Here is a 13576-nt window from a genome sequence, read left to right as displayed (position 1 = left end):
CCTTACTTTATAAGAAGTTTTATCTAAGCTTCTTGATTCTCTCAATTTGACTAATAACATCCGTTAATCGAATACCGAATTTGTCGTTGACCACTACTACTTCACCATGAGCAATCAACGTGCCATTAACTAATACATCTAGTGGCTCACCGGCAACACGATCCAGCTCCACCACAGAACCCTGGTTCAACTGTAGCAGATTTCGGATACTAATTTGACTACGACCGACTTCCATCGAAATAGTCACTGGAATATCTAGAATGGTATCTAGCTTTTTCTTCTCTTCTTGCGTGATTGGCGCGTCGTCAGTTAATTCGTCAAGTTCAGCAACTTGTACGTCTTCGTTATCGCCAGCCTCTTGTTCCGCTTCAGATTCGGCTTGTTCGGCCATTGCCGCAGCCCAATCGTCCATACCGTCTTCACTCATGGGAACTCCCCTTCACCTTACAGGTCTTCTTCGAGTACTTGCAGTTCTGCGTCATTATCAATAATGCGCCCACCGCGGGTTAATAACTGTAGCTCAGACTTCACTGAAGTCGGTCTTGCAATCTTCTCTACAATTTTCAGCGCCAAATTGTCGCGACTGCGACCTAACTTAGCCCTGAACGTGGGTAAATCTTCAATTAATACTGTGATGGTTTCTGGCATCTCCACAGGGATGATATCGCCAGGTTTAAACTCCATCACATCGCGAAGTGGTACATCAACGTCTAGCATATGCGTAGTTAAAGTTACTTTCACGTCCATGATTTCATCGCGTAAGGCCTTACTCCAACGTAAGTCTGTATCTTCTTTATCGCTTTGAACACCTGCATCAAGCAATTCGCGAATGGGCTCTAACATTGAGTATGGCAATGACACGTGGAAGTCGCCACCACCGCCATCTAGTTCGATATGGAACGAGCTGATGACCACCACTTCTGTTGGGCTCACTATGTTCGCCATCGCAGGATTAACTTCTGAGTCCAAATACTCAAACGACACATCCATAACTGGCGCCCAGGCTTCTTTATAATCTTCAAAGATTATTTTAAGCAGCATCTGGATAATACGGCGCTCCGTTGGCGTAAACTCACGGCCCTCAATCTTCGCATGATAGCGACCATCACCACCAAAGAAGTTGTCTACCAGAATGAATACCAAGCGGGCTTCCATGGTGATAAGCCCCGTGCCTTTAAGCGGACGGAAACGCACCATGTTCAAACTTGTTGGAACGAATAACGTATGAATGTATTCACCGAATTTGATCATCTGAATACCGTTAATCGATACTTCAGCAGAGCGTCGCATCATGTTGAACAAACTTACACGCATATGACGGGCAAAACGTTCATTCACAATTTCGAGCGTAGGCATACGCCCGCGCACAATTCTATCTTGCGAGGAGAAGTCGTACTCGAGCGTAGAAGCATCAGAGTCGCTACCGCCAACCTCTTCTTCTTCTACATCATCTACCCCGTGTAATAGGGCATCGATTTCATCTTGAGATAATAAATCACTCACCGTCTTCTACCTTACTTGGTCATTGCATTACTGCATGACAAACCCAGTAAACAATACGCGCTCAACCACATCGCTGCCCGTAATGTCTTTTAATGCTTTCTGCACTTCGGTTACCGCCTGTTCGCGAAGCTCGATTTTACCGGCTTCGGTAACCAGATCGTCTGCATTTGACGTACTAAACGCCTGCAATAATGTCCCTTCGATTAGCGGAATATGCGTCTTTGCTAACTCTTCGTTATCAGAACCACGTACTAATAGCTGCACTTTAATTTGAACCAATCGGTCTCTTCCCGAACCCGGCACGTTGAAAACGAAAGGTCTTGGCATAGCAACATAAAGTGCCGTACCAATTTCAGCGTTACCTGTACTCGCTGCCGGCGCGCTTGCAGCAGCTGCTGCAGCATCAGCTTCAGCCAATTCCTCGGCCGCAGGCTCATCGCCCCCCGCGAAAAGCAAGAAGTAAGCGGCAGCCCCCCCGCCTACAAGAACCACAGCGATAATGATGATCAACATCATTTTGCCTTTCTTCTTACCGCCTTCCTCTACCTGTAACTCTTCATCAGCCATGTGTAACTCATCAGTAATATTAAGAAAAAACGTATTATCAATGTTCCACCGCAAATGGCAATGCCATAATTCGTATCTACAGATGGTTAACACTGTAGCAGCAACAATTAACTCGCAATAAGCAGCGTCTCATCGAACTGTTCGTTCAAAATTAAACGAATACTCCAAACATAGCAGTCTTAAAATAATCTCACCATGCTACCTATTGATAATAGTTTTGCCCCGCCTTAAGCGTAGAAATCAATTCCGCCCTTGGCTGCCCGCGTCACTGACTGCTCGACAATTCGCGTTTCGTCCACATCGTCTAAGCCGTCATTTTCTCCGCGGTTTCCGGCGCCATTTCTATTGCCACTATCATCTGCAAGTTGCTGGCCATTTTCGTTACTTGAAGAATTATCTTTTCTTACTTGCGCATCACCCAATTCAATGCCTTGTTCTGAAAGCATATCTCTTAGTTTGGGCATAGCGTCAGCTAGCGCCTCCTTTGCTTGTTGAGACTGCACAACGAAACTCACGCTTGCCGCGTCACCTGCGACGTTTACCCGCACCTGCATGCTTCCCAACTCAGGTGGATCAAGGCGGATTTCAGCCATGGTGTTCCGCGCATTCACCATCCAGCGAATTTTTTCGTTTAGCTGTTGCTGTCCTTCTGGCTTATGAATGTTGACCGCTTTATCAAAGCCCTCAAACTGCTGTTGAGATTTTGACGCTTCAGCGCGAAGCTGGGAGTTTTCTTGTATTACCGTATCGGTTTGCCCCATCATATTTGCAAACGCCTGTTGCGCACTGGCTTGCGTTTGCGTCATTAAGTTGAGGAACTGACTTGCTTGGTTATCGACCCTAGCCGTCATTGAAGCAATCGCGTCGGTGCTAACTGCAGCCTCTTTTGCGGCATCAGCCACAATAGCTGACAAATCAATACCGGGCTCTCTGCCTTGTTGGACTTGTTGCTGAAATTCATTAATGCCAGCGATAATGTTTGTTTTCACAGCCTGTTGTTGCGAACCGCTTGGCATGGCCGCAACCACCCGCTCAGCAAATGCTTCTGTCGCTTTCTGAGCGCTTTGTGGGGAGAGTTCACTCAAAGCTGTTAATAAGTCGCTTTGTGAATCACCGGTCATTTCAAAGCTATTATTTAGAGGTATGGTACTTTGTGCACTCATCATCGGTGCATTGTCAGATACTGTTACCTTATTTTTGTCTGCTCCGTTAGTATTTATACCGCCACTTTCCAAAACGGCTCCGTCAATAGCTACTTCAGCGGCTATGTCCGTGGTTGCGTCAGAATACAATGCCTCTAATTGAGCGCTGGCTTCATCTGAAGATAATTGCTGCATCGCGTTAAGCTCATCAGATAACAAACTTAACACAAGAGATTCATCTGCTGCATGTTTACTATCTGCCAGTGTTTCCTCTGCCCCCTCGCTCATGCCTTGCTCTGCATAGCCATCGCTTTCTTTTTGCTGCATGAGTTGTTCAATTAGCGCAGAAAGTTCATTGGCATTTGAATCTAGCTTATCGTTGGCAAGGATTTCTGATTGTTCAGCGTTCGCTTCGCCTTTAGCACTATTTTGTTCGCTGCCGGCGCTATTTTGATCGCTACCGGCACTATATTTTTCGCTATTGGTGCTACTTTGTTCACTTTCAGCGCCAATCAATAGTTCAGTTAAAGCATTCAGTGTTTGTTGCGCGTCAGTCGAAAGTGATTCGATAGTGATATCCCCATCACTATTCCCACTTTTAAGCTGAGAAAGTAAATGTGCCATTACCGAGGGCGCGTCGTTGGCATCTACACCGTCTGGGATTTTCCAAAGCTTTCCGTTTTCTTTTACAGAAAGAACATTAACCGTCTCATCCGAAACTTCAGAAATACCATCGGTTGTTCTGTTACCAGATGGCCCTTGAACTTGCTCTCTATTATCAGCCTTACCAAAGCGATCCGCTAGGGTTTCAACATAGGCAACCCAGTCGGGTTCATCATCAACCTTATCCGGCTTTCCATCTGGCGTACCCGGTGTGGTTATAATACCTGCCTCAGCATCTTTTTTGCCGCCTTCTCCAATGACAAACTCTGCTTCGGTTACGGCTTTTTGTTCAACACCACCTTCAGCGTCATCTACTGTTAAACTGGCCTTTTCTTCTGCTGTATCATTTGAACCGATAGCAGTTCTTTCTTTTTTAGCCGGCGCAGACTCAGCAGGATTGTCTGTTACTTTCTTTTCAGCGGGAAGATTGGTATGTCCGGCATCTCGGTCTTTACCCTTCTCTACCGTCTCATTAGAAACTGAAGAGTGAGCTGGTGAGCTGGTCGAACGGATTGCCTCCCCAGACTGAGAGCGTATTGCACCTTTGTCATTTAAAACAAAATCTGGCTTGCTCGATCTTGCTTCCTGATAAAGTCGATTAAATGCTTGGTTGTTTTCGCTATTCGCTTGCTGTTGCGTGCCAATACCTGTTTCGACCGCTTTAGCTGTGCTAGAAGCAGAAAAAGGTAATGCGGCAATCTCTGTTTTATGTGCGGCAACTTGTTGCATATTGTCCTACCGTCCTACATTTATATCGTCTTTCACCAAAGAAGACGTAATGTAATGCGAATTATTTACTAGGCGTTAAACAAAGCATCTTAAACCCAGATTATCGCAAACCCACCAACGCTTGTTTTAATTACAGTCACTTAAGGCTATCTCGCCCCTTACGTCGCTTATGTTTCGCGTTAAGGGTTATGCTATTTTTGATTGAATTTCTTACCTTATAAACGGTATAGAAATTCCAAAAAAAACTATTAAACCGTGATAACTATTGAACTGTAATTTCGGCACGTTGAGCCATTTCATATTGGTTTTGCAAAGGTCGAGCCAAAATGGCTTAAGGCTATACTAATGATTAGAAAGGTGAGCGCTTGGTTCTGAAAAATCGTTGGGTAGCAAACTCATCCATCATGGCCTGTTCTGCTTTGGCCTCTTTTTTCTGTTCTACCAACTTTTTCTTATCAAGTAACAAGGTTACGGCTTTCACTTTTTGCTGTTGCTTTAACCACATTTGTTTGCGCTGGTCTGCAGCCATTTGCGCACGAGCAATCACTTGCATCTGCTGCTCACACGCTTTGTCCAGTTTTCCAACAAAGGATAAATGTTGCTGATAATACGTTGCAGTGACGCCCGCTTGACCGGTTTGTTGAATGCCTTTTATGTAGTCAACGCGATACTGCTCAAGACTGGTTAGCTTTTGCTTTTGCTGATTAACGTTCTGCTGCGCCTGCTTATAATAGCGGGCTTCTCGCTGCTCTTTTTCACGCTCAAATTCGGCTAAACGCTCAAGTTGTTTAGACATAGCACTCTAAACCCACAACCGTAGCTAACGTTATCACTACTTGCTCTATCCTTTTTGCGATTACACACATCAGCCTTGTCCCAGCCCTTTAGCTAAGGCAGCCATGCCCTCTAGGCTTTCACTATAAGGTATGACTTGCTTCATTTCCTGTTGCAATAAAGCGTTGATTGCGGGCTCTGCGCGAATCGCGAGATCAATACGCGGGTCTGATCCTTTCGCATAAGCGCCAATAGAAATAAGATCTTGGTTTTGTTTGTAGTTTGAATAAACTTGTCGAATACGACGCGCCATCAATTGATGCTCTTCGCTCACCACCATAGGCATTACACGGCTGATTGACGCTTCAATATCAATAGCAGGGTAATGACCGCTATCAGCAAGGGTTCGCGACAGCACTACGTGACCATCCAAAATTGCGCGGGCGGCATCGGCAATGGGGTCTTGCAAATCGTCGCCTTCAGTTAATACTGTATAAAAAGCCGTAATAGAGCCCTGTCGCTCGCTACCGTTGCCTGCACGTTCTACCAATGCAGGAAGCCGAGCAAAAACCGAAGGTGGATAGCCTTTTGTGGCTGGTGGCTCACCTACAGCTAATGCAATCTCACGCTGCGCCATCGCATAACGGGTTAACGAGTCAATCAACAACAACACTTTCATGCCTTTATCACGAAAATACTCAGCAATGGTAACCGCCGTCTCGCAGCCCTTTAACCGCATAAGCGGTGAAGTATCAGCTGGCGCTGCCACCACCACTGCCCGTTGTCGCTCTTCTTCTGTGAGAATTTCGTGAATAAACTCTTTTACTTCTCGACCACGCTCACCAACGAGGCCCACAACAACCACGTCTGCTTCACAACCCCGGGTCATCATACCAAGCAGTACGCTTTTACCCACACCGCTTCCAGCGAAAAGTCCCATCCGCTGACCGACGCCAACCGTATTTAACGCATTGATGGCACGTACGCCAACATCCATTGGGGTGTTTATGGGACGGCGGATAAGCGGGTTCATTGGTGGTCGAGTCGTTGGCGCGCGGGCTTCGGCATTAATTTCGCCTAGACCGTCAAGGGGCTGACCATTGCCGTCTACTACACGCCCCAATAACCCCATGCCTACCGGCAAACCACTTTGTCGGTTTAACGGCATCACGCGACTTCCCGGAACAATACCGCGAACTGCTTCGGTGGGCATTAAGTAAGTAATATCATCACCGAAACCAACCACTTCAGCTTCTATTTCGCCTTCGATGGTTTGCACTAAACATTGACTTCCCACCGGCAGCTGGCAACCTACTGCTTCAAGGGTAAGCCCTATGCCCCGGACTAACTTTCCCGCGGCAACAACAGGTGGCGACGTCACTTGTTTAGTCAATGATTCAAAATGGGCATGCCAAGGGCTAGTCATCAGATAAACCTTGGTTTAGTAAAAACTTATCGATAACGTTTCGACATCGACGTTCAATCGAAACATCTACGGCGTTTTGCACAGTGGTAATATCGCAGCCACCACGTTCCATAGCGGGGGCCTCAACCAAATTCCAGCCTTTTTTGGTAATTTCTTCTTCACCAAAATGCGCTTTTACCAATTCAATATCCTCTGGATTCATATGAATTTGATAGTCAGCTTGATTAATCGGCAGCGCCTTAATACCTTCGCTTAACGCTTGCAATATAACCTTTTGGTTAGTGCTCACCTCTGCTTTAATAACTGCTTTTGCGAGAGTTACAGCGAGTTTTACCAATTGGTCTCGGGTTTCATCATTAGCTTGCGAAAGCGGATCATGAAGCTTGTCGGCGAGCATTTGCCATACTTCAGCTTGAGTAGCCACTTGCTGGCGGCCTTCTTCTAACCCTTGATCAAGGCCTTCGCTATGACCCTGTTCTTTGCCTTCTGCCAAACCTGCTTCAAGACCTTCTTGTTTACCTTCATCTAAGCCTTTTTCTTTACCCTCCTGATAGCCCTCATCATAAGCTGCCTGGCGTATAGCTTCTATTTCTTCAGCGGTTGGCGGCTTAATTTCTTCTTCAACTTCAGGTGGCTCGTACTTCCAGTCAGAGCGTTTGTTTAACGCGTTGGTTGGCTCGTTGTCTCTCGGTGCGGTAGGATCGTCAACGAAGGGTAAGTCCCACTTTTTAGCTTCATTTACTTCGTTTTCGCTGAAACTTTTTTTGGCAGTCATATGTTTACCTAGGCTAAATTAGTGACGGGATTGGCGTTCTTATAAGAACTCTTCGCCACCGCCACCACCAAGCATGATTTCACCAGAGTCAGAAAGTCGACGGGCAACAGAGAGGATCTCTTTCTGAGCCGTTTCCACTTCACTAATCCGCACAGGGCCAAGGGCTTCCAAGTCATCGCCAAGCATTTCAGCAGCACGTTTAGACATGTTGCGCATAATTTTATCTTTAAGCTCTTCGTCAGCCCCTTTAATGGCTTTAAGCAGCGCGTCTTGCTGCACTTCGCGCAATATTGCCTGAATGCCTTTGTCGTCTACATCGACCAAATTGTCGAATACAAACATGAGGTCTTGGATTTGCTGGCTCATCTCTTCGTCTTGCTCGCGAATAGCGTCCATCAGCTGACCTTCTATCGCAGTATCCAAGTAGTTCATGATGTTCGCTGCAGACTTCAAGCCGCCCATTTTCGCCGCTTGCGTTCCCGCTTGACCTGCGAACTGTTTCTCCATGATTTCGTTTAGCTCTTGCAATGCTGCCGGCTGAACTTCTTCTAGGTTCGCAATACGCATCAAAAGATCAAGACGTACTTTTTCAGGGAATTGCGCCAAAATTTCAGCGCTTTGCTCAGGTTCTAGATAAGACAGTACAATGGTTTGAATCTGCGGGTGTTCGTTGCGAATAATGCTCGCTACCTGCTTAGAGTCCATCCACTTCAACGAGTCCAAGCCTTTTGCGCCACTGCCCATTAGAATCTGATCGATTAGGTTTGCCGCCTTATCTTCACCTAACGCCGCAGTTAACGCTCGCTTAACAAAATCTTGGCTCTGGAAGCCAATAGTGCTGTAATTCTGGATCTCTTCAATGAAGTGTTTGTGAACCGACGTGATTTTGGTTTGCGTCATATCGTCCACTTTCGCCATTTCAGAACCCAGCTTCTGCACTTGTTTTGGTTCAAGATGCTTTAATATCTGCGCCGCATCTTCTTCAGATAAGCTAAGTAGTAAGATGGCAGCTTTCTCTACGCCTTCTAATTTACTGACGTCGTATGACGCTTCTTCAACATTGGCAAGTTCTTCAGCCATAATCTTATCTCACTACTCGTCTTGCATTAACCAGCCCTTAACTACCTGGGCTGATAATTCTGGTTCATTGGCTACTAGGGCACGTACGGCTTTAAGTACATCTTCGTCTTTGTGCAAGTCAGGCAGCATAAGTGAGCCATCTGGCGCAAAGCCTACCTGTCCTTCGTCAAAGTCAGACGTTAACATGCTAATTGTGTCATCGCCTAAGTCTAAGCCTTCATCGGCATCAAATTCATCTGCCTCGTTAGACTCATCTGGGTTGATAAGACGACGCAGCATAGGTCGAATTACAAAGATGATAAGTACTATTATAACCAAGCCACCAACAACTAGCTTAAGAATTGGCAGAAAACCAGGCTGTTCCCACAAAGGCGCATCTTCAATTTCACCTGCATCCATACGAGTAAAGGGTACGCTAACCACTTCTAGCGAGTCGCCGCGGGTGACGTCAAAGCCAATGCCGCCCTGCAACAGTCTACGTATATTAAGGATTTCTTCTTGTTTACGCGGGGTTGGCGTTATAGCGCCGTCTTCGCCCGCCACTTGGGTATAGTCGACTGCCACCGACACACTTAGTCTGCGGATTACACCTGTCTGCTTTTTGGTATGGCTGATAGTGGTATCAAGTTCGTAGTTGCGGGTCGATTCTTTCGCTGTGCGTCCTGGCATAGTTTGCTGACTACCGCCCACCGCATTTTCTGGAATATTAGAATCAAGCGGAGGCTGATTTGATAATGCACCGGGAATACCGCCAACACCGCCGCCTACGCTATTTTCTTCCATGATCATTTCGCTACGTACCGCAGGTAAATCTGGGTTGTAGCTGCGCTGGGTTTGCTCCATTGCAGTAAAGTCCATAGTAACGTCAGCTTGCGCCGTGTAGTTACCTATGCCCAATACTGGGATCAGTATAGCGTCAATTTTTTCTAGATACTCTTGCTCGCGCTGACGTTCAATTTCGTACTCTTTTCTGGCACGGGCACTCATTGAATCTTGCGAGCCTGAGTTAAGCAGACGACCATTGCTGTCAGTTACCGTTACTTTAGACGGCTCCATGTTTTGTACGGCAGACGCCACGATATCAACGACCGCATCAACCTCTTCACCAGCAATGACGGCACCACGTTTAGCGGTTAATACCACTGTTGCGGACGCTTTCTTCTCTCTTCGAGCAAAAACGTTCTCTTTTGGCATAGCTAAAAGAACACGGGCTTTTTGAATACTTGCGATATCTTCGATGGTCGAGGCAATTTGCTGTTCACGCGCATGTTTAAGACGTTCCATCTCAACACGCTGGCTTACACCAAACCCCATGTCCTGCATGATGATATCGGTACCTGCATCAGAGGTTTTAGTTAACCCTTGGCGTGTCATACCCAGGCGGATATTTTGGAATTCGTCACTTCTTACATAAACAGTATTGCCTTCAAGCTTATAGTCGATTTGATTCGCATCCATATAATCGAGAGTTTCGATAAGCTCTTGGGTTTCCATCTTAGCAAGGGGACGATAGTCAGGCTCTTGTGACCAAATAAGAATAAAGATTGCGATGGCCACACAAATAACCAAAACAACCACAAGGGCCATTTGGCGCATCATATCTGCGCTACCTAACGTATCCATGAAACCAGATTTATTCTCTGGCTCATTGTCCGCTGTTTGATTTTGATCAGGAACCGTAAGGTTTGTACCTGTTGCTTCAGCCATAACCTACTCCACCTATACCGGCATATTCATTATTGTTTTATAGGCTTCAAGTACTTTGTTACGTACCTGAACAGTAGCTTCGAAAGCAATGCCAGACTTTTCTTTCGCTAACATGACTTGGGCTAAGCTCAAACTAGGGTCACCCATTTCAAAACGTTGCTGTGCATCTTTTGATTCAAGCTGCATACCGTTTACACCGTCAACCGCGTTCTTCAGCATGGTCGAGAAATCGCTTGCAGAGCTGTTTACTTCAGTAAGCGATTGCTGCTGAGGCTCGTTAACTTGAAGACGAGTTTGCCCTATCATGTTTTGCATTTCTTGATACAAACTATTGGCTTTAACGTCCATACCCACTCCTAGCGTTTCTTTAAAAACCGCCTGAACAACGGCGAATAACTAATTATATGAGTGATTTAGCAAGGGGCTTGCCAACTTTAAAAACCCTTTAATATCATAAAGATAAAGAGAAAATGAGAGAATAAGCCAAATTTATGGCGTTTGATTTGATGGGAGCAACAAAAAACCGCCGCCTTCTTTACTACAGAGGCGACGGATAACGGGGTTGAACGAGAGGTTCAAAACAGCAGTATTAAGCTGGTACTTCAATGCCGTCTTCACGCATGCGCGCTAGTTTATAACGAAGGGTTCTAGGGCTAATGCCAAGTTTTTCCGCAACGTCCTTACGTTTACCATTGCACGAGACTAATGTATCAAGAATAATTTGGTGCTCCTGATAACGAAGTTCTGAACCCAATTTGTTGTCTTCAACCTGCTCTTGTGTAACTTCAAGCGGGGCCGACATGTCTTCGTCAATCATTAAATCGCTTGCATCTATTTCATTGTTTTCACAAAGAATCAGGGCACGTTGAACCACATTCTCTAACTCTCGAACATTTCCTGGCCAGCTGTATTGCGACAATTTATTGCGTGCTGCAGCACTTAACCTGATTGTGCCTAGGCCCTGTGAACTTGCGTGACGCTGAACAAGGTGCTCCGCAAGTGGCACAATGTCTCCCGGGCGTTCCGATAGAGGACGCCATTCAATAGGAAATACGTTTAAGCGGTAGTATAAGTCTTCTCTGAATTCACCTGCATCTACTGCTTTTCTTAAATCTCGGTTACTCGTAGCAATAACTCGCACATTTAGTTTAACGGTTTTTCGGCCGCCAAGACGTTCAACTTCACGCTCTTGCAGCACGCGCAGCAATTTAGCCTGAAGCGCCAAATCCATCTCAGTTATTTCATCAAGTAGCAGGGTGCCGTCTTGAGCTTGTTCGAACTTACCCGGACAGGCCTGAATAGCGCCAGTAAAGGCTCCTTTTTCGTAACCAAACAAAGTGGCTTCTAACATGTTTTCTGGAATGGCAGCACAGTTAATGGCAACAAAAGGCGCATCGCTTCGCGGAGACTGGTCGTGAATATAGCGAGATAGAACTTCTTTACCCGACCCACTTGGACCCATGACCATAACGGTAGCTTCAGACTTCGCGACTTTCCGCGAAAGCTCAAGTAGCTTCAAACTTGAGGGGTCGGCTACGATTGGCGTACGTGATTCAATTTTTTGTGCAGGGGCGTAGCGCCCCACTAAGTTTAGCAATACTTCTGGCGCAAAAGGCTTTGAAAGGTAGTCCGTTGCGCCATCACGCATCGCTTGTACCGCATCATCAATAGTGGCGTAGGCCGTCATTAACAACACAGGCATATTCGGGTATTTAGCTTTAATACTTTTTAGCAGTGTTAAGCCACTCATTTCGCCCATTTGTATGTCGCTAACCACTAGGTCCACATTCTGTGACGATAGCTTCATCAATGCTTGCTCCGCGCAATCGGCAGCAACCACGTCATAGTTACCTAGCAAAAGAGTGTCTAGGAGCGCCTCGCGTAAACCCGCGTCATCTTCAACAATTAGTATGGTAGTTTTAGACATTATTCTCTCCTATGACTTACGCGACATGAGTCAATGTTTGTGAAGTTTTAGCATGCGCCGAGCACGGTAATGACACGCTAAAGCAAGCCCCACCTTCTGGTACGTCAATGATGTTAAGTGAACCGCTGTGCGCATTTACCACTGACTTCACTACCGCAAGACCTAAACCTGTACCATGCGTTTTTGTAGTAAAAAACGGTTCAAAAATTTTGCTTTTTAGACTCTCTGGAACCCCAGGACCTTTGTCGACCACAGATACATGTAAACGGTGATCACTCACTGTTGCCTGTACGTGCACACGCTCTCCTTTGGGAGTAACTTGGCTTGCATTATGGATAAGGTTTAGCAATGCGCCTTGGAGTGCTGTGAGGTTACCTGTGATAGAAAGATCTTGTTCAAATCCTGAAAACGTTAACGTCTGCTGCGCTTGGGCTACCATGCTATGGGCACTACCCTCTATCGAGGAAAACAGCTCACCTAAACTGATCTGGCTGACCACCTGCTCTTCGCCCGATTTAGCAAAAAGTAGCATGTCATTAACTTGGCTTTCTAACTCTTTAAGCCTGTCAGTCAGCTTATTAGCAAACTGGGTTTGCGCTTCTTCGCCTAAGCCTTTGCGTGTTAAATTCGACGCATATAACATAGCTGCAGAAAGTGGAGTTCTGATTTGATGGGCCAGGGATGCCACCATTTTTCCAAGAGAAGACAACCGTTGCATGTGGCTAACCCGCGCTTGCAGCTGACGGGTTTCAGTTAAGTCTGTGATAACAATTAGCTGACCTGGCTCGTTGTCTAGTGGGGTAATTGAAAGCTTCACTCGTCTACCATCAACCAGCGATACTTCATGGCCGTCATCAGCGCGTGGCTTGAAAGAGCGAGTAATAATACTGCGCCACACTTCCTCTTCCAGCGGTTCGCCTAACAATGCTTTTGCCTGCTCGTTGGCTTGGCGAACAATGCCCTTTCCATCAATTACAATAACACCCGCTGGCATCACTTGAAGTAAATGTTCGAGTCGGCTCGCCTGCAATCTCAGTGATTCAATATCATCATTTTGCGACGTTTGATAATCATCTTGAGATACCGCCGAGCCGCCGTTAAGTGCATAGGCAGATGCGAGATACTCTGTAGATTGTTGTGTGCTGTTGAAAGCCATATTATCCTCGTCAAATTGCAGACGCTGTTTAACTATGGCTTAGATAAAGCAGAAGATATGCCAACTTGATATTGACTTATTTATCAGTAGGATAGATGGTATTTTCAAGAAAAAGCGTAACGTCAAT

At 46.1% G+C, this 13576-nt stretch carries 12 protein-coding genes; all 12 read right to left on the bottom strand.

Annotated features, from left to right (window positions below; all coding sequences use genetic code 11):
* Positions 1 to 19 precede the first annotated feature (19 nt).
* The gene (gene fliN / locus ACXAGV_RS12980) at positions 20 to 427 is read right to left on the bottom strand and encodes a flagellar motor switch protein FliN (RefSeq protein WP_014948639.1); all 408 of its coding nucleotides are present in this window, start codon (positions 425 to 427) and stop codon (positions 20 to 22) included.
* A 17-nt stretch (positions 428 to 444) separates the two neighbouring features.
* Positions 445 to 1503 carry a flagellar motor switch protein FliM gene (gene fliM, locus ACXAGV_RS12975; protein ID WP_474873635.1) on the bottom strand — a complete coding sequence of 353 codons (1059 nt, stop codon included), beginning with the start codon at positions 1501 to 1503 and terminating at the stop codon, positions 445 to 447.
* Positions 1504 to 1530: 27 nt separating this feature from the next.
* Entirely contained in the window at positions 1531 to 2070 is a 540-nt protein-coding gene (gene fliL, locus ACXAGV_RS12970; protein WP_039223619.1) for a flagellar basal body-associated protein FliL, read from the bottom strand.
* 227 nt (positions 2071 to 2297) lie between these two features.
* The gene (locus ACXAGV_RS12965) at positions 2298 to 4604 is read right to left on the bottom strand and encodes a flagellar hook-length control protein FliK (RefSeq protein WP_474873634.1); all 2307 of its coding nucleotides are present in this window, start codon (positions 4602 to 4604) and stop codon (positions 2298 to 2300) included.
* A gap of 349 nt (positions 4605 to 4953) precedes the next feature.
* Positions 4954 to 5400, bottom strand: a complete 447-nt coding sequence (gene fliJ / locus ACXAGV_RS12960; protein WP_474873633.1) for a flagellar export protein FliJ — start codon at positions 5398 to 5400, stop codon at positions 4954 to 4956.
* A 69-nt stretch (positions 5401 to 5469) separates the two neighbouring features.
* Positions 5470 to 6804: a flagellar protein export ATPase FliI gene (gene fliI, locus ACXAGV_RS12955; protein WP_474873632.1), complete on the bottom strand. Its 1335-nt coding sequence runs from the start codon at positions 6802 to 6804 to the stop codon at positions 5470 to 5472.
* Complete coding sequence (fliH, locus tag ACXAGV_RS12950) at positions 6797 to 7579, bottom strand: flagellar assembly protein FliH (RefSeq protein WP_474873631.1); 783 nt, start codon at positions 7577 to 7579, stop codon at positions 6797 to 6799. Before fliH ends, fliI begins: the two co-directional genes overlap by 8 nt.
* A gap of 39 nt (positions 7580 to 7618) precedes the next feature.
* On the bottom strand, positions 7619 to 8659 hold the full coding sequence (gene fliG / locus ACXAGV_RS12945) for a flagellar motor switch protein FliG (RefSeq protein WP_118489997.1): 1041 nt from the start codon (positions 8657 to 8659) through the stop codon (positions 7619 to 7621).
* A gap of 12 nt (positions 8660 to 8671) precedes the next feature.
* A complete protein-coding gene (gene fliF, locus ACXAGV_RS12940; RefSeq protein WP_474873630.1) occupies positions 8672 to 10366 on the bottom strand; it encodes a flagellar basal-body MS-ring/collar protein FliF in 1695 nt (564 codons plus the stop codon).
* A 12-nt stretch (positions 10367 to 10378) separates the two neighbouring features.
* Entirely contained in the window at positions 10379 to 10714 is a 336-nt protein-coding gene (gene fliE / locus ACXAGV_RS12935; protein ID WP_474873629.1) for a flagellar hook-basal body complex protein FliE, read from the bottom strand.
* A gap of 241 nt (positions 10715 to 10955) precedes the next feature.
* A complete protein-coding gene (locus tag ACXAGV_RS12930) occupies positions 10956 to 12293 on the bottom strand; it encodes a sigma-54-dependent transcriptional regulator (protein ID WP_474873628.1) in 1338 nt (445 codons plus the stop codon).
* Between the two features lie 16 nt (positions 12294 to 12309).
* Complete coding sequence (locus ACXAGV_RS12925; protein ID WP_474873627.1) at positions 12310 to 13449, bottom strand: sensor histidine kinase; 1140 nt, start codon at positions 13447 to 13449, stop codon at positions 12310 to 12312.
* Positions 13450 to 13576: the final 127 nt, after the last annotated feature.

The organism is Alteromonas sp. ABH4_453, assembly GCF_056160665.1.
Note: the sequence above shows the minus strand (reverse complement) of the source record. Positions and strands in the feature narration are given on the sequence as shown.

Coding starts and splice junctions, on each gene's coding strand:
- fliN (WP_014948639.1), bottom strand. CDS start 427: ATGAGTGAAGACGGTATGGACGATTGGGCTGCGGCAATGGCCGAACAA.
- fliL (WP_039223619.1), bottom strand. CDS start 2,070: ATGGCTGATGAAGAGTTACAGGTAGAGGAAGGCGGTAAGAAGAAAGGC.
- ACXAGV_RS12965 (WP_474873634.1), bottom strand. CDS start 4,604: ATGCAACAAGTTGCCGCACATAAAACAGAGATTGCCGCATTACCTTTT.
- fliJ (WP_474873633.1), bottom strand. CDS start 5,400: ATGTCTAAACAACTTGAGCGTTTAGCCGAATTTGAGCGTGAAAAAGAG.
- fliI (WP_474873632.1), bottom strand. CDS start 6,804: ATGACTAGCCCTTGGCATGCCCATTTTGAATCATTGACTAAACAAGTG.
- fliH (WP_474873631.1), bottom strand. CDS start 7,579: ATGACTGCCAAAAAAAGTTTCAGCGAAAACGAAGTAAATGAAGCTAAA.
- fliG (WP_118489997.1), bottom strand. CDS start 8,659: ATGGCTGAAGAACTTGCCAATGTTGAAGAAGCGTCATACGACGTCAGT.
- fliF (WP_474873630.1), bottom strand. CDS start 10,366: ATGGCTGAAGCAACAGGTACAAACCTTACGGTTCCTGATCAAAATCAA.
- fliE (WP_474873629.1), bottom strand. CDS start 10,714: ATGGACGTTAAAGCCAATAGTTTGTATCAAGAAATGCAAAACATGATA.
- ACXAGV_RS12930 (WP_474873628.1), bottom strand. CDS start 12,293: ATGTCTAAAACTACCATACTAATTGTTGAAGATGACGCGGGTTTACGC.
- ACXAGV_RS12925 (WP_474873627.1), bottom strand. CDS start 13,449: ATGGCTTTCAACAGCACACAACAATCTACAGAGTATCTCGCATCTGCC.